Origin of the sequence: Methylocella silvestris BL2 (assembly GCF_000021745.1) — a bacterium.
GTDB lineage: Bacteria > Pseudomonadota > Alphaproteobacteria > Rhizobiales > Beijerinckiaceae > Methylocapsa > Methylocapsa silvestris.
In genome coordinates this window covers 2793160-2809183 of the sequence record NC_011666.1, presented here as the reverse complement: position 1 = coordinate 2809183, position 16024 = coordinate 2793160, and the positions used below count along the sequence as shown (strand labels likewise).

The 16024-nt window shown below is 63.4% G+C and carries 17 protein-coding genes and 1 pseudogene; 9 read left to right on the top strand and 9 right to left on the bottom strand.

Annotated elements, in window-relative coordinates; translation table 11 throughout:
* Window positions 1-46 precede the first annotated feature (46 nt).
* Window positions 47-1108, top strand: coding sequence for a DMT family transporter (locus MSIL_RS13120; RefSeq protein ID WP_041368022.1), 1062 nt, complete (start codon window positions 47-49; stop codon window positions 1106-1108).
* Between the two features lie 196 nt (window positions 1109-1304).
* A complete protein-coding gene (locus MSIL_RS13115; protein ID WP_012591565.1) occupies window positions 1305-1940 on the top strand; it encodes a hypothetical protein in 636 nt (211 codons plus the stop codon).
* Window positions 1941-2284: 344 nt separating this feature from the next.
* On the opposite strand, the gene MSIL_RS13110 is transcribed toward MSIL_RS13115, so the two are convergent.
* Entirely contained in the window at window positions 2285-2641 is a 357-nt protein-coding gene (locus MSIL_RS13110; RefSeq protein WP_012591564.1) for a carboxymuconolactone decarboxylase family protein, read from the bottom strand.
* A 4-nt stretch (window positions 2642-2645) separates the two neighbouring features.
* Entirely contained in the window at window positions 2646-2831 is a 186-nt protein-coding gene (locus MSIL_RS13105; RefSeq protein ID WP_012591563.1) for a YgaP family membrane protein, read from the bottom strand.
* Window positions 2832-2985: 154 nt separating this feature from the next.
* Between MSIL_RS13105 and MSIL_RS13100 the strand changes: the two genes are divergently transcribed.
* On the top strand, window positions 2986-3309 hold the full coding sequence (locus MSIL_RS13100) for an ArsR/SmtB family transcription factor (protein WP_041368020.1): 324 nt from the start codon (window positions 2986-2988) through the stop codon (window positions 3307-3309).
* A gap of 298 nt (window positions 3310-3607) precedes the next feature.
* Entirely contained in the window at window positions 3608-5062 is a 1455-nt protein-coding gene (locus MSIL_RS13095) for a GntP family permease (protein ID WP_012591561.1), read from the top strand.
* 7 nt (window positions 5063-5069) lie between these two features.
* Here the strand turns inward: MSIL_RS13095 and trpS are convergent, their stop codons facing one another.
* On the bottom strand, window positions 5070-6104 hold the full coding sequence (trpS, locus tag MSIL_RS13090) for a tryptophan--tRNA ligase (RefSeq protein ID WP_012591560.1): 1035 nt from the start codon (window positions 6102-6104) through the stop codon (window positions 5070-5072).
* 127 nt (window positions 6105-6231) lie between these two features.
* Window positions 6232-7143: pseudogene (locus tag MSIL_RS13085) on the bottom strand (LysR substrate-binding domain-containing protein).
* Window positions 7144-7258: 115 nt separating this feature from the next.
* On the opposite strand from MSIL_RS13085, the gene MSIL_RS13080 reads away from it, so the two are divergent.
* Together MSIL_RS13080 and MSIL_RS13075 are read left to right on the top strand one after the other, a co-directional pair.
* Entirely contained in the window at window positions 7259-7807 is a 549-nt protein-coding gene (locus tag MSIL_RS13080; RefSeq protein WP_012591559.1) for a carboxymuconolactone decarboxylase family protein, read from the top strand.
* A 73-nt stretch (window positions 7808-7880) separates the two neighbouring features.
* Window positions 7881-8504 carry a pyridoxamine 5'-phosphate oxidase family protein gene (locus MSIL_RS13075; protein WP_012591558.1) on the top strand — a complete coding sequence of 208 codons (624 nt, stop codon included), beginning with the start codon at window positions 7881-7883 and terminating at the stop codon, window positions 8502-8504.
* A gap of 6 nt (window positions 8505-8510) precedes the next feature.
* Here the strand turns inward: MSIL_RS13075 and MSIL_RS13070 are convergent, their stop codons facing one another.
* Window positions 8511-9881, bottom strand: a complete 1371-nt coding sequence (locus tag MSIL_RS13070; RefSeq protein ID WP_012591557.1) for an alkaline phosphatase family protein — start codon at window positions 9879-9881, stop codon at window positions 8511-8513.
* Window positions 9882-10050: 169 nt separating this feature from the next.
* On the opposite strand from MSIL_RS13070, the gene MSIL_RS13065 reads away from it, so the two are divergent.
* Complete coding sequence (locus MSIL_RS13065) at window positions 10051-10767, top strand: MgtC/SapB family protein (protein ID WP_012591556.1); 717 nt, start codon at window positions 10051-10053, stop codon at window positions 10765-10767.
* Between the two features lie 9 nt (window positions 10768-10776).
* Here MSIL_RS13065 and MSIL_RS13060 read toward each other — a convergent pair whose 3' ends face one another.
* Together MSIL_RS13060 and MSIL_RS13055 are read right to left on the bottom strand one after the other, a co-directional pair.
* Window positions 10777-11643, bottom strand: coding sequence for a pirin family protein (locus MSIL_RS13060; protein WP_012591555.1), 867 nt, complete (start codon window positions 11641-11643; stop codon window positions 10777-10779).
* 100 nt (window positions 11644-11743) lie between these two features.
* Window positions 11744-12613 carry an alpha/beta fold hydrolase gene (locus tag MSIL_RS13055; protein WP_012591554.1) on the bottom strand — a complete coding sequence of 290 codons (870 nt, stop codon included), beginning with the start codon at window positions 12611-12613 and terminating at the stop codon, window positions 11744-11746.
* A gap of 136 nt (window positions 12614-12749) precedes the next feature.
* Here MSIL_RS13055 and MSIL_RS13050 point away from each other — a divergent pair, with 136 nt between their 5' ends.
* Window positions 12750-13358: a CGNR zinc finger domain-containing protein gene (locus MSIL_RS13050; RefSeq protein WP_012591553.1), complete on the top strand. Its 609-nt coding sequence runs from the start codon at window positions 12750-12752 to the stop codon at window positions 13356-13358.
* Here MSIL_RS13050 and hslU read toward each other — a convergent pair whose 3' ends face one another.
* Entirely contained in the window at window positions 13359-14672 is a 1314-nt protein-coding gene (hslU, locus tag MSIL_RS13045; RefSeq protein ID WP_012591552.1) for an ATP-dependent protease ATPase subunit HslU, read from the bottom strand.
* A gap of 75 nt (window positions 14673-14747) precedes the next feature.
* A complete protein-coding gene (hslV, locus tag MSIL_RS13040; RefSeq protein WP_012591551.1) occupies window positions 14748-15314 on the bottom strand; it encodes an ATP-dependent protease subunit HslV in 567 nt (188 codons plus the stop codon).
* A gap of 324 nt (window positions 15315-15638) precedes the next feature.
* On the opposite strand from hslV, the gene MSIL_RS13035 reads away from it, so the two are divergent.
* Entirely contained in the window at window positions 15639-16016 is a 378-nt protein-coding gene (locus tag MSIL_RS13035) for a YybH family protein (RefSeq protein ID WP_012591550.1), read from the top strand.
* The last annotated feature ends 8 nt before the right edge of the window (window positions 16017-16024 follow it).

Here is a 16024-nt window from a genome sequence, read left to right as displayed (position 1 = left end):
TGGCAAAAGGGCCATGCGGCGGCGGCGCCGCATGGCAAGATCTTCAATGCTTTCGAAAAATTTGGGACAAAGGTGGCCCGGCGTTCATCTCGCGCTTCTATCGGCGCTCCTGTTTGGCGCGCTGACGCCTCTGTCCAAATTGCTGCTGGGCTCGCTCGACCCGCAACTGCTCGCCGGCGTCCTCTATCTCGGCGCCGGCGTGGGCCTCGCCATCACCCAAATCGCGCGCGCGTCATTCGGAGCCTCGACGCGTGAGGCCCCTTTGCGCGGCGCCGATCTGCCGTGGCTTATTGCCATTGTGCTCTTCGGCGGGTTTCTTGCGCCGCTGGCGCTGATGCTGGGTCTGGCGCAGACCGACGCGGCCTCGGGCGCCTTGTTGCTCAATCTCGAATCCGTCGCGACGCTGGCGATCGCCTGGACGCTGTTCCGGGAGAATGTCGACAGGCGCCTGCTGCTTGGCGCCTTCGCGATTCTCGCCGGGGCGGTGCTTTTGTCCTGGAATGGCGGGAGCGTCCGGCTCGATCGCGGGGCCCTGCTGATCGCCGGGGCCTGCCTCGCCTGGGGCCTCGACAATAATCTCACGCGAAAATTGTCGTCGGCGGATCCGGTCCAGATCGCCATGATCAAGGGCTTCGCCGCGGGAGGCGCCAATATCGGCCTCGCGCTGTGGCGCGGCGCGGAGCCGGGCTCGGCCGGACTCATGGGCGCCGCCGCTTTGGTCGGCTTTCTCGCCATTGGGGTCAGCCTGGTCGCTTTCATCCTGGCGCTGCGGCATCTTGGGGCGGCGCGGACAGGGGCCTATTTCGCTTTGGCGCCCTTTATCGGCGCCCTGCTCGCCGTCCTGCTGCTGCACGAGCCTCTGACGGCAAAACTGGTCGCCGCGGGACTTCTGATGGGCGCTGGCCTGTGGCTGCATCTGGCCGAGCGGCACGCGCATGAGCACACCCATGAGCCGCTGGAGCACGAGCACGCCCATGTCCATGACGCGCATCATAGCCATGGCCATGACGAGCCGATGAGCGAGCCGCACTCGCACTGGCATAGCCACGCGCCGCTGACCCATGCCCACCCGCATTATCCGGATTTGCATCACCGCCACCGGCATTGAAGCGCCTCGGAGGGCAGCGGCCCTCGGGTGGCCTTGTCAATAGTTCCGATTCGAACGCAATTTTGTTTGTCAACTGCATACACTTGGTAATTGTTGGTTTTGCACAGACTCGTTTGTTCTAATTTTGTCCGTTGTAAACTTGCCAACTCCCAACGCTTGTGGTTAAGTCCGATTGATAGGAGAATCGAGCGAGCCAATGGACGACCGCATTCTAAAAGCCTTTGACGACGAGATTGGATATTTGCGAGACAGGCTCGTGAAGCTTGAAAAATCGCGCGCTCATTATGTTGAGCTCATGCAGGTGCAATCCCGCGAGAACACGGTTGGCACCGATCTGAGAAACGTCACACTTTCTTTGTCTCAAGAAACGGCGGTCATTAACCGCGCTGTTATTTCTGGGTGGAAACAACTTGGCTCGGTCGCCCGGCGGGGGTCAAATAATCAAGTTGTCTACGACCGCGTTTTGAAGGTTCTCGAAACTTTCGAGGAGCCCGTCTCTACCGCAGACTTGTTACGGAGCCTGAGGGCTGCAAACATTGAGATTGGCGGCAAGGACCCCCGCAATACTCTTTCCGCTATGCTCTCCACGTCCCCCCTCTTCCAATCCAATGGTCGTGCAGGATGGACTTTGAGGACAGACAATCCATCCCACCGTAACGCGCCATCTGAAGCGAAGCCAGACGTCGAGGAAGAATTTGAAGGCTTCGCTGAGCCAGATGAACCGGCCGAGGTCAGGACGGAGCGGGTCGGAATCTCAAATGAGCATCGCGTCGCGCCGCCTTTGGCCAACATGGCGCCGGACGGTAGAGGGCCTCTCGCCCCAAAGAATTAAGGCGGCCAAAGAGGCCGCCTTTCAGGAATGAAGCGTCGGGTTAACCCCTCGCCGGAGACGCCCGCGCCTTCATAGCCGCTCCCCAGAGGAGCATTTCAACCCCGAGCATAAAGGCCGTGAAGCCGGTCGGGAGGTGGTACATGATAATAACTAATTGACCCTTTGCCGGGTCGGCGACTTCGTTGGCGCGAAGTTCGCCGTTCCCGGTACCGGGTTGGTAGCCGAAAGCCAGATTTCCGCCTGTGCCGATCCGCCTCAGTCCACCTTTAATTTTTTATAGCCAAAAAAGCTGAATCCGTCTAGGGCAGTCGCGCAAAGCGCAATCGGCTTCCGGCGGCGCGTCCTCACGCCGCCAAAGAAAACTCCTCGAACGCCGCCAGCGCGTTCGCGGCATACATCAGCGACGGACCGCCGCCCATATAAATCGCCATCCCCAACATTTCCTCAATTTCGGCCTTCGTCGCGCCAAGCTTGACGAGGGTCTGGGCATGAAAGCCGATGCAGGCGTCGCAGCGCGAAGCGACCCCGAGCGCCAGCGCGATCAGCTCCTTGGTTTTCTTGTCGAGCGCACCATCCTCGGTCGCGGACCGGGCGAGATCGGAAAAACCCTTCATCACGGCAGGCAGATCGGCGCGCAGCGTCGCGAGGTTCTTCGAGACCCCTCGCGTGAGAGCGCGATAGTTTTCGGCGGAAAGGCTCATCTCCTCACCGCCCGCAGCTGCTGAAACCGAACAGCCGATAGGCCGGGCAGAACCGAAAAACGCCGGTCGCGAGCGGGACGACGCCGATCCAGCCCCACGGGCCGATCCATCCCGCGAGCGTGGCGACGATCAGCCCTGCGCCGCCGACGATCCGGATTGTCCGGTCGATTGTTCCAACATTCACATCCATGACGACATCCCCTTGGCGGCGTTCTTTTTCGGCTCCCCGACGAAATTGCGGATAGCTAAACGGCCGACTTGAAGATATAATATCTATTAACATAATGTCTGTAAATATATTATTTGTAGGTATAATAATGGATGAACGAGCGACGCAACAGCCCATGACGCGCGATCCGGCCGCGCCGCTCGACGTCGCCCCGCTGCGGGCGGCCGCCGCCGAAGCGACGTCGCTGCTTCGCGTCCTCGCCAACGAGGATCGGCTGCTGCTGCTTTGCCAGATGACCGACGGGGAGAAATCGGTGGGCGAACTCGAGGCGCTGCTCGACATCCGCCAGCCGACGCTTAGCCAGCAATTGGGCGTGTTGCGTACGGAAGGGCTTGTTGCGACGCGCCGCGAGGGCAAGCGGATTTTCTATTCCGTCTCCGATCCAAAAGCGCTGACGCTGCTGGGCGTGCTTTATGGGCTCTACTGCCCGAAGGATTGAGATTTCCCGTCGCGCGCGCATGCCCAAAATCCCGGCCTGACCTCAGGCGCCGGCGCCACACCGTTGCGGGATCGCAAGCGCGTCACGCAATCGGGAAACCGCCTTATCTGTTTGTTTCTTCACGATATTCTGCCGCATTCGAGGTTGACGATCGCAGCCGGCTGCCTTGATTCCCGGCGCGCGACTGAGTACAGCTCAAGCTAATCTTGCGTCGTCCCACCCCTTCGTCTCGGGTTGGCGTGGGCCAAAACTCCATCTTCGCCCCGATCTCGAACATTGCGAAAAAGGCGTGTGAGCCATGGGTCTTCTTGGCATCTTCCTCGGGCTCGCCCTGCTCATCTTCTTCGCCTTCCGCGGCTGGAGCGTGCTGCTGCTCGCGCCGATCGCCGCGCTTGTCGCCGCGGTCTTCTCGGGCGAGCCGCTGCTGGCGAGCTGGACGCAGACTTTTATGGGATCGGCGGCCGATTTCGTCGCGCAATTCTTTCCGCTGTTCCTGCTGGGCGCCCTGTTCGGCAAGCTGATGGACGATTCAGGCTCGGTCACCGCGATCGCGCAATATATGACGACGAAGCTCGGACCTGAGCGCGCCATCTTCTCGGTGGTGCTCGCCGGCGCCATCGTCACCTATGGCGGCGTCAGCCTGTTCGTCGCCTTCTTCGTGCTGGCGCCGATGGCGCTCGCTCTGTTTCGCACCGCCGGCATTCCGCGCCGGCTGATGCCGGCCGCCATCGCGCTTGGCACCTCGACCTTTACGATGTCCGCCATGCCCGGCACGCCGGCGATCCAGAACGCGATCCCGATGCCTTTCTTCGGCACGACGCCTTTCGCCGCGCCCGGCCTTGGCATCATGGCGTCGGCCATCATGCTCGGCTTTGGCCTCTGGTGGCTGAAACGGGCTGAGGCCAGGGCGCGGCGCGCGGGCGAGGGATTTGGCCCGCAGGACGCCGCCGCGGGCAATGACGCCGCAAATGATGAAATCATCCGCGAGCGCGCGACGACGGCGCGCGAATTCGACCCCGCGGAGATCCAGAAGGGCGAACACGCCGCGAGCGCGCCGCCGATCGTTCTCGCCGCCCTGCCGCTTGTCGTCGTCGTGGTCGTCAATCTCCTCATGTCTTTCGTGATCCTGCCGCGTCTCGACGTCAGCTTTCTCAGCCAGGATCGCTGGGGACCGACGAGCCTTTCGGCGGTCGGCGGCGTCTGGTCGGTCATTGTGGCGCTAACGGCCGCCATCCTGACCGTCCTTGCGCTCAATTTCCGCGCCGCGCCGAATTTGCGCGCGACCATGGACGCCGGGGTCAACGCCTCCGTGCTGCCGATTTTCAGCGTCGCCAGCCTCGTCGGCTTCGGCGCGGTCGTCGCGGCGACGCCGGCCTTCGCCGCGGTGCGCGAGTGGGTGCTGTCGATCGAGGGCGGCCCGCTGGTGTCGCTCGCTGTCGCCACGAATATTCTCGCGGCGCTGACCGGCTCAGCCTCGGGCGGCCTCACCATCGCGCTCGACGCGCTCGGGCCGACCTATATGAAGCTCGCCGCCGACATCGGCCTCAACCCCGAGCTTCTGCATCGGGTGGCCGTGATTGGCTCGGGCACGCTCGACAGCCTGCCGCACAATGGCGCGGTGGTGACGATGCTGGCCGTCTGCGGCACGACGCACAAGGAGAGCTATCTCGACATCGTCATGGTCGCCGTCGTCAGCGCCATTTTGGCGCTCGTCGCGGTGATTGGCGTAGGCTCGCTGGTCGGAAGTTTTTGAGGGCGCGCTACCGCACGAACCCCAAAATATCCTTCACCGCCGCCATATTGTCCTTGGCGATGACGCGCGCCCGCGCGGCGCCGTCGGCAAGCACGCTATCGATATAGGCCGCATCCGCCGTCAGCCGCTTCATCTCGGCGCCGATCGGGCCGATTTTCGCGACCGCCAGATCGACCAGCGCCGATTTGAACGCCGAGAACTGGCCGCCGCCGAAAGCGCTCAAAACCTCCGGCTTGGTCTGCCCGTTCAGCGCTGCAAAAATGCCGACGAGATTGTCGGCCTCGGGCCGGGCGGCGAGCCCTTCGACCTCCGACGGCAGCGGCTCCGGGTCGGTCTTCGCCTTGCGCACCTTTTGCGCGATGGCGTCGGCGTCGTCCGAGAGGTTGATGCGCGAATAATCAGACGGATCCGACTTCGACATTTTCTTGGCGCCATCGCGCAGGCTCATGACGCGCGTCGCCGGACCCTGAATCAGCGGCTCCGGCAGCGGGAAAAACGCTTCGCCGAAGCCGTTGGCGGCGATCGAGGCGGCAAAATCGAGATTGAATTTCTGGGCGACGTCGCGCGCGAGCTCAAGATGCTGCTTCTGGTCCTCGCCGACCGGCACATGGGTCGCGCGATAGAGCAGAATATCGGCCGCCATCAGGCAGGGGTAGGCGTAAAGGCCGACCGAGGCGTTCTCGCGATCCTTGCCCGCCTTCTCCTTGAATTGCGTCATGCGGTTCAGCCAGCCGATGCGGGCGACGCAGTTGAACACCCAGGCGAGTTCGGCGTGCTCGGCGACCTGGCTCTGGTTGAAGATGATGTGCTGCTTCGGATCGACGCCGGAGGCGATGAAGGCCGCCGTCACTTCGCGGATCGAGGCTTTCAGCTCCTCGGGCTTTTGCGGCACGGTGATCGCGTGCAGATCGACGACGCAATAGATGCAGTCATGCGTGCGCTGCAGCTCGACGAATTTGACGATCGCGCCGAGATAATTGCCAAGATGCAAATTTCCCGTCGGCTGGACGCCGGAAAAAACGCGCTCCGGGAATTTCGCCATATCGACCCGGCTCCTTGCCGCTGCTTTTTTGAAGGGTCGCGCGCTATCGCAAGCTTTTGCCGACAAGGCAAGCGCCGCGCCATTGCCGAACAAGCGCCGCGGCATCGCGGAGGAAGCGCCGCGGCGATCATGCCGGCGGAGCCGCGAGCGCCAGCCTGTCGCGCAAGCGCGGCGCGGCGAAATCGAGGAAGGCGCGCAATTTCAGCGGCGCGACATGCTCGCCCGCATGGATCAGATTGACGGGCAAGGGCGGCGGCTCGAAATCCTCGAGCGCGAGGGCCAGCGATCCGTCGGAAAGCGCCCGCGCCACCTGATAGGACAGGACACAGGCGACGCCGACGCCCGCGATCGCCGCGTCGATCGCGGCCTCGGCGGTATTGACGACAAAGCGCGAATGAACCGGCACGGTTTGCCGCGCTTTGCCGGTCCCAAAACGCCACTGCGTCGAAGACGTCATCGCCTCGAAGCTGATGCAGTCGTGAGCGGATAAATCCTCCGGCCGCAGCGGCGCGCCGCGCGCCGCGAAATAGGCCGGACTGGCGCAGATGACGCGGCGGACGGCTCCGACACGTCTGGCGACGAGGCTGCTGTCGGGCAGGTCGCCGATGCGAATGGCCAGATCGACGCGATCCTCGACAAGGCTGACGATGCGGTCGCCGAGAAGGAGGCGGATGTCGATCTCAGGATAGGCTTTCAGGAATTCAGCGACCACCGGCGCGCCATGGAGCCGCCCGAACACGATCGGCGCCGTTATCGTGAGTTCGCCTTTCGGCGCGCGATATTCGCCGGCGGCGGCCCGTTCGGCGTCCTCCACCTCTTCGAGGATGCGCTTGCAGGCAAGCGCATAGGATCGCCCGGCGTCGGTCAGCGCAAGCCGCCGCGCCTATCGGATCAGCAGGCGCGCGCCAAGATGCGCCTCAAGGTCCGAGATGTTCCGGCTGAGGGTCGCGAGCGGCATTCCGAGGCTTCGGCTGGCGGCGGAAAGGCTGCCGGCCTCAATCGCTTTCAGCAGCAGCGCCATGGTTTCGAGCCGGTCCAAGAGGCTTCCATATTTCGGGAGGATATCTCTCAATCATAGCGTCTACTGCTGAAATCGGGAAGGCGCTACTTTTGTAGGCGGGGCCGCTTCTGGCCTCTCGCGACAGGAGAAGCCAATGTCCCGCATCCCAACCCCCGCGACAATCGACGACGCCCCGGCCGCCTCGCGCCCGCTACTCGAGGCCGTCAAGAAACAGCTTGGCGTTGCGCCCAATCTGTTTCGTCTCATCGCCACAAGCCCCGCCGCGCTCGAGGCCTACCTCGGCCTCTCCGGCGCGCTCTCCAAGGGGGCCTTGCCCGCGCCGACGCGCGAGCGGATCGCGCTCGCCATCGCCGAATTCAACGGATGCGACTATTGCCTTTCGGCCCACAGCTATCTCGGCCGCAACCTCGCAAAGCTTGACGAGGCGGAGGTCGCGGCCAATCGCGCCGGCAGGTCAAATGATCCCAAGGCGGACGCCGCGGTGCGCTTCGCTCTCAAAGTGGCGCAGGCGCGCGGCCACATCGACGAGGACGCGTTTCTCGCGGTGAAAAACGCCGGATACGATGACGCGCAGATCATTGAGATCATCTTCCACGTCGCCGCGAATGTCTTGACCAATTATCTCAACGAAGCGCTGACGACCGACATCGACTTTCCGGTCGTTCGCGCGCAGGCGGCCTAGCTGCAAGGCGTCGGCCCGAGCAAACATGCGGCCGACGCCCCTGATCTCGTGAGGACAAATTTCGGAGACCATGATGAGCGCGACCCAGAGTTTTTCGAGCGACGTCGTCTTCACGCCGTCCGTCAAGGCGGCGCAGGCGCGCAAAGGCTCGCGCGCGGCCTATGCGCGGCTCGAAGAGAAGGGCTCGTTTGAAACACGGATCACGCCCGATCTTGCCGCCTTCATCGGCGCGCAGATCAGCGTTTTTCTTGCGACGGCGAGCCGGGACGGGCAGCCGTATATCCAGCATCGCGGCGGACCGGCGGGGTTCTTGCGCGTGCTCGACGACAAGACCATCGGCTTCGCCGATTTCGCCGGCAATCGCCAATATGTGACGCTTGGCAATCTCGCCGAAAATCCCAAAGCGCAATTGTTCCTGATCGACTATGCGCAGCGCCGGCGCGTCAAGATCTGGGGCGAGGCGCGGGTTGTGGAAAATGACCCCGCTGGGCTGGCCCGCTTGATGCCGGAGGGCTACCGCGCGCGCGGGGAACAGGCGATCCTCTTTACGGTTTCGGCCTGGGACGCCAATTGCCCGCAACATATCCCGCAGCGGTTCGAGGCCGCCGATGTGGCCGCCGCCCTTGGCGAGCGCGACCGGCGCATCACGGAGCTCGAAGTCGAACTCAAGGAATTGCGCGCGAAGATCGCGCAGTAAAACGTCTCAGGGCAGCTCCAGCGCCTGCGTCAGATCCTGCGCCCTGGCGTCGCGTTCGCCGAGGGGTTCGAGCCCGAACCGAGTCTCGATCAGCTTCAGGATCGCCGTCGTGTCATAGGCCGTATGGTCGATGAGGCCCTTTTTCGCGAAAGGCGACACAAGGATGGTCGGCACGCGCATGCCGGGCCCCCAACGATCGACGACGGGCGGAGCGACGTGATCCCAATAGCCGCCATTTTCATCATAGGTGACGATGATGAGACTGTCGCTCCAGATCGGGCTGCGCTCGATCAACTGGATAATGTCCGCGGCATGGCGGTCGCCGGCGAGCACGCTGGTATAGCCCGGATGTTCGTTGTTGACGCCGATCGGCTTGTAGAAGGCGACTGGCGGCAACGTCCCCGAGTTGATCGCCTCGATGAAGTCGACGCCATCCTTTAAATGCGCGGCGCGTCCGGGCGTCCCATCGCCATAAGCCTTGAAATAGGCGAAGGGCTGGTGATGGAACTGGAAGGAGGACGGCGGCCTGCCCGCGACCGCCTCGCTCCAGCCGCCGGAATACCACGCCCAGTCGACGCCCTTTTCGCTCAGGCGGTCGCCAATGGTCGGCGCGTCGATGGGAGGCAGAAGCCGCGTCGGATCGGTGACGCTCGAGGGATGGGGCGTAAAACTCGTGAAGATCGTATTGACGGCATAGCCGTCCGGCGTGACCGCGCCATCCCTGGCGAGGGCGCCATCCTCCTTGAGCTTGATCCTGATCGTCTCCGGGGCGTCCTCGTAGCGGGGCGCGCAGGCGCAGACAAGCAGCATGTGATTGAGAAACGAGCCGCCGAACGCCGCGTGGAAGAAATGATCCATCAACACATAGCGCCTGGCGTAATCCCAAAGCGGCAGCGATGAGCCGTCGTAATAGCTCATGGTGAGGCCGCCGCCGTCTGAAATGGCGGCGAAACGATCCATCTTGCCGCCGTGGATCTGCGCCTGCTGCTGGTAAAAGCGATGCACGAGATCGCCGGTGGTCTGATCGAGGCCGGCGAAGGCGTCGGCGCGGAACGGCGCATTGGCGAGATCGGCCGGAAAGCGATTGTCGATCACCGCAGGCCTCAGATTGACGTTCATGACGGGCGGCAGCTTGTCGAGCGGGCGGCCGTCGAGATCGGTCTGCGGCGGCGCGTCCTTGGCGTTGGCGAGTCCGTCGGCGCCGGGAAACAGGCCGTAGAGATGATCGAAGCTGCGGTTCTCAAGATAGAGCACAATGATGTGCCCGATTTTCTCGAGGCCCGGCTTCGCCGGCGGCTCGGCGGCGCCGGGCTCAAGTCCCGCGGCGAGCGAGGCCAGCGCTGTCGCGCAAAAAAGCAGCGGCGCAAAGAAGCGCATGGCGCGGCTCCGAAATTCTTGAAAGACAACGCTTGAGTTTGGCGATCCACGGTGACGTTTGCATGAATTTGGCGGGCCCCACAAAGCCAGCGTGAACGCTGGCGTTTCGCTCCCGCCTCGCTTATGGCTGACGCCGCCGGCCAAAGCCGGACGATCTCGGACGTCGACCGTGCGCTTCATCGAAACCTTCGATCTCTGGTCCCTCGCCGACACGGCGGTGAGCCTTGCATCCGCCTTTGCCTTCGGAACGCTGATCGGCGCCGAGCGGCAGTACCGGCAACGCACGGCGGGGCTGCGCACCAATGTGCTGGTCGCGGTCGGCGCCGCCGCCTTCGTCGATCTGGCGCAGCGGATCGCCGGCTCGGAGGAGGCGGTCCGGGTCATTTCCTATGTGGTCTCCGGCATCGGCTTTCTCGGCGCCGGCGTGATCATGAAGGAGGGCATGAATGTGCGCGGCCTCAATACCGCCGCGACGCTCTGGTGCTCGGCGGCGGTGGGCGCCTGCACGGGCACGGACATGATCGCCGAGGGCGCGCTGCTCACGGCGTTCGTCATCGCCGGCAACACGCTGCTGCGCCCGCTGGTCAACGCCATCGCCCGCATCCCGATCGACGAGCAAAAGGCGGAAGCAACTTACGAAGTGCGGGTGACCGCGCGCCGCGACAACGCGCCGGCGCTGCGCGACCAGCTCGTCGAAAAACTGGAAGCCGCCAATTATCCCGCCGGCGACGTGGAGCTCGCCGACCGCGGCGGCGAGACGGTGGATATCGTCGCCACGCTGATCAGCACCGCCATCGATCCGAAAGAGATCGACGGCGTCATTTCGGCCATGGAAAAAGAAGACGGCGTCCGCCACGCGACATGGGAGAGCAGCACCACGGGGTGAAGCGCCCCGTCAAGCCGGGATCCGGCCGAACCTTCCGTGCTGGAAATCATCGATCGCCTGGCGGATTTCCTCGCGGCTGTTCATCACGAACGGTCCCTGCATGAAAACCGGCTCGTCGATCGGCTCGCCGGAAAGGATCAGCAGCGCCGCGTCGCTATTGGCCTCGATGGCGATCGAACCGCCCTTGCGCTCGAACAGGGCGAGCTGCGCCTCCCGAGCGATCGTCTCGCCATTGATCAGCACGGCGCCCTTGAGCACGACGATTGCGAGCGTATGGCCCTCGGGCGCCGAAAAACTCGCGCGGCCGCCGCGGCGCAAGCGAACATCCCACAGGTTGACCGGGGTGAAAGTGCGCGCAGGACCTTTGGTCCCCAGGAAATCGCCGGCGATGACCCGCACGCGGCCGGCCTCGTCAGGCAGATCGACAAAGGGAATGTTCCGATCGAGCAGCGTCTGATAGCCGGGCGGGGCGTTTTTGTCGGCGGCCGGGAGATTGACCCAGAGCTGGATCATCTCAAGCTCGCCGCCATCGCGCGTAAAACCCTGCGAATGATGCTCCTGATGCAGAATACCGCTGGCGGCGGTCATCCATTGCGCGTCGCCGGGGCCGATCACGCCGCCCTCGCCGGTCGAATCGCGATGCTCGACTTCGCCGCTATAGACGATCGTGACGGTCTCGAACCCCTTATGCGGATGCACGCCGACGCCGCGCGGCGTCGACGCCGGCGGGAAACGCGCGGGGCCGGCATAATCGAGCAGCAGGAACGGGCTCACCGTCTCGCCAAAGCTTCCGTGCGAGAACAGCGTGCGAACCGGAAAGCCGTCGCCCACCCAATGCGGCTTCGGAGCGCCAAACACTCCGGCTATTTTCCTCATGACAAGTCTCCTGCCGCGCCGCTCGTGTGCTGGCGGCGCTTGCAAGAAAGATAGGGCTGGAATGCGCCAAGCGAAAGACGCTGACGTCGGGCGTCTGGCCCTATGCGGCGGCGGCGACGGCGCTTCTGTCGAGAAAATCTATCATACGCGCTGCGATCTCGGCCGAATGCGTCTCCAGCGCGAAGTGGCCCGTATCAAGAAAGCGGACCTCCGCTTTGGGATTGTCCTTAACATATGCCTCGGCTCCCGCTGGAAGGAAGAAGGGATCGTTGCAGCCCCAAATTGCAAGCAAAGGCGGGCGCTCGCGCCTGAAATAGTCCTGAAACGCCGGATAGAGCGCGACATTGCTGGCGTAATCCAGAAACAAATCGAGCTGGATTTCATCATTGCCTGGCCGAGCCATCAAGGCGGCGTCGAGCGTATAGGATTCCGGCGCAACGGCGGCCTCGTCCGCGACGCCATGGACATATTGCCATTTGGTCGCCTCAAGCGTGAGAAAGGCGCGGAGCGCCGCGCGATGCTCGGCGGTCGGCTCACGCCAATAGGCCTGGATCGGGTTCCAGCCCTCGCTCAAGCCCTCCTCATAGGCGTTGCCGTTCTGCGAGATGATCGCTGTAATTTGTTCGGGCCGCGCAAGCGCCAGCCGAAAGCCGACAGGGGCGCCATAGTCGAACACGTAAATGGCGTGCCGTCTGATCCCGACAGCGTCGGTAAAGGCCGCGATGACCTCGGCGAGAGTGTCAAAACTGAATTTGAACGGCGGGTCGCGTCGAACTTCGGTAAAGCCGAAGCCCGGCAGATCCGGCGCGATCACATGATAGTTTTCCGCAAGCAGCGGGATGAGATCGCGGAACATATGCGACGAGCTTGGAAAGCCATGCAGCAGCAGGATCGCGGGGTTTTTCGGGTCGCCCGCCTCGCGATAGAACAGGCGGTGATCGTCGACGGTGATGAAATTGAAGCGCGCCATGAGGCTCCTCCAGAAACCGAGATAGGCCATAACCTTTAAATACCGCTATTTAGAGGTTACTTATGGGCATATAACCTGTCAATAACCGCTTTAGCGGTTACGGCGCATGGCCGCGCCGGACAGCTGGAGACCGATCATGACGGCGCCCCCTAAAATTCCGCCCGAGCCCCATCTGATCGGCGGCCATCTGGCGATCGATTTTCTGAACTCGATCACGGCCGACAGGATCGAATGGCTCGGCTCGGGCGCGGATTTTCTAGTCTGGCTGGAAAAATCAGGCGCGATCGACGCCGGCGCATGCGCGGAAATGCGCGAAGGGGGGATTCACCGCCTCGATCCAATCGCGGCCCGAGCGCGAAACCTGCGCGAGCAGCTGCGCGCGCTGCTGTCCGATCTTTCCGTCTTGCCTCAAGCGGATCAGCTTTCTTTTCTTAACGAGCTGCTCGCGGAGGATGAGAGCCGCGCGCGCCTCGTCATCGGGACCAACGCAGACGGCGCGCCGCGCTTTCAGATCGAGCGCGTCCCGGCGCTCAGCCGTCACGATCAGCTGCTGCAGCCGCTGGCGTGGGCGATCGCCGATCTCCTTTGCAATGAGGATTTAAGCCTGCTGCGGCGCTGCGAAGGCGCGGTGTGCAGCCTCATGTTCATAGACCGAACCAAGTCACATGCGCGACGCTGGTGCAGTATGGCCGTCTGCGGCAACCGCGCCAAGGCGGCGGCGCACCGCGCCCGGACAAGGGGTTAGCTAGAGAATAAAGCGGGAGAGGTCCGCGTTCCGCGCAAGATCGCCGATGTGCTGTTCGACATAGGCCGCGTCGATCTCGATCTTTTCGCCGAACCGATCGGTCGCGGAAAAGCTGATTTCGTCGAGCACGCGCTCCATTACCGTCTGCAGCCGCCGCGCGCCGATGTTTTCGACGCTGGAATTCACCTGCGCAGCAATCTTCGCCAGCGCATTGACGGCGTCCGGCGTGAAACTGAGCTCGACGCCTTCGGTGCGCATCAGCGCTTCATATTGTTTGAGAAGGCTGGCTTCGGTGTCGGTCAGGATGCGGCGGAAATCATCCTCCGTCAGCGGCGCAAGTTCGACGCGGATCGGGAGGCGCCCCTGCAATTCGGGCAAAAGGTCCGAAGGCTTTGAGACATGAAAGGCGCCCGAGGCGATGAACAAAATATGGTCGGTCTTCACCACCCCATGCTTGGTCGGCACATTGGCGCCCTCGATCAGCGGCAGGAGATCGCGCTGCACGCCCTCGCGCGAGACGTCGGCGCCGCCGCGCGAACCTTCGCGAACGCAGATCTTGTCGATCTCGTCCAAAAACACGATGCCATTGTTCTCGACTTCGACGATGGCTTCGCGGACGATCACGTCCTGATCCATCAGCTTGTCGCCCTCCTCGGTGATGAGGGGCTCGACGGCGTCCTTGACGCTCATGCGGCGCGGCTTGCCGCCCTTGCCGAAGGCCTTGCCGAACATGTCGCCGAGCGACATCGCGCCGATTTGCGCGCCCGGCATGTTCGGCAGTTCGAACATCGGCATGGCCCCGCCGGACCCTTGCGCGATCTCGACCTCGATCTCCTTGTCTTCAAGTTCGCCGGCGCGGAGCTTTTTGCGAAAGCTGTCGCGGGTCGGCGGCGAGGCGCCCGGCCCGACCAGCGCATCGAGGATGCGATCTTCCGCCGCCAATTCAGCCTTGGCGCGGACAAGCTTGCGCTTGTCCTCCTTGATCATCGAAATTGCGGTCTCGACCAGATCGCGCACAATCTGCTCGACGTCGCGTCCGACATAGCCGATTTCGGTGAATTTGGTCGCCTCGACCTTCAAAAAAGGCGCGCCGGCCATTTTGGCCAGGCGGCGCGAGATTTCGGTCTTGCCGCAGCCGGTCGGGCCGATCATCAGGATGTTTTTCGGCAGAACCTCGTCACGCATGGAGCCTTCGAGGCGCAGGCGCCGCCAGCGGTTGCGCAGCGCAATGGCGACGGCGCGCTTGGCGTCGTGCTGGCCGACGATGAAGCGGTCAAGTTCGGAGACGATTTCGCGGGGGGAAAAGTCGGTCATGCTCTTTTCAATATAGGAGACGCCGGGCTTGCGCGCCAAGTCGCCGGGGGGTTGGGCGATCGGGGCGCGGCGGCCCTAATTCGAGGCGATCTCCTCGATCACCACGCTTCGGTTGGTATAAACGCAGATTTCCGAGGCGATTTCGAGCGCGCGCCGGGCGATCGCCGCGGCGTCCCGGTCGGTGTCGAGCAGCGCCCGCGCCGCGGCGAGCGCGTAATTTCCGCCGGAGCCGATGCCCATGACCGAGCCGCGCTCGGTCGCTTCGGGCTCCAAAACGTCGCCATTGCCGGTCAGGACCAGCGCGGCCTTGGCGTCGGCGACGAGCATCATCGCCTCGAGCCGGCGCAAATAGCGGTCGGTGCGCCAATCCTTGGCGAGCTCGACGCAGGCGCGCATCAGCTGGCCGGGATATTGTTCGAGCTTGGCCTCGAGCCGTTCGAACAAAGTGAAAGCGTCGGCCGTCGCCCCGGCGAAGCCGCCAATGACCTCGCCCTTGGCGAGCCGGCGCACCTTTTTGGCGTTGCCCTTGACGATGGTCTGGCCGATCGACACCTGCCCGTCGCCGCCGATGACGGTGCGCCCGTCTTTCTTGACGAGGACGATGGTCGTGCCGTGCCAGACGGGGAAATCGGAAGCGGTCAAGGGTTTTCCAGGGCGGGAGGGTGCCAAGAGACTGTTTAAGAACCCGCACCCCCTCATCCTGAGGAGCCATTTCGCAAGAAATGGCGTCTCGAAGGATGGGTCCAGGACACGCCCTCGTGTCCTGAGCCCGTCGAAGGACGAGACGACCGCTGCGCGATCTCCTCATCATGAGGGCTTTCAGAGGAAGCGAATTCTCAAACAGTCTCCAACTCCCAACTAGGTTATCGGCGGCGCAGCGACAAGGGGAGGGAAGAGATTTGCGCGCGGACGTGTCGGCCGCAGAGCGTTAGAATAGACTGGCAAGACCGCCTGCAGGAAAACGCCATGCACGAAGACGAACGCCAAATCCGCGATCTGGTGGAAAGCTGGTTTTCCGCCAGCAAGTCCGGGGATTTTGTCAAAATCCTCGACCTCATCGCGGAGGACGCCATTTTCAGCGTCACCGGCCAGCCGCCCTTCGGCAAAAACGCCTTCGCCGCGGGACTGCAGTTCCTGCGCGGCGTCGCGGTCGACGGCTCCTATGAGATCGCCGAAATCAAGGTTCTGGGCGATTGGGCTTTTATGCGAAACGCAGTCAGGGTGACGATGACCCCGCCCGGCGGCGCAGAAAAGCGTATGCGGGGCCACACGCTGACCATCCTGCGCAAGGACGAGGGCCGCTGGCGCGTCGCCCGCGATTCGAATGTCATGGGGGAGATTTGACTCCGCGG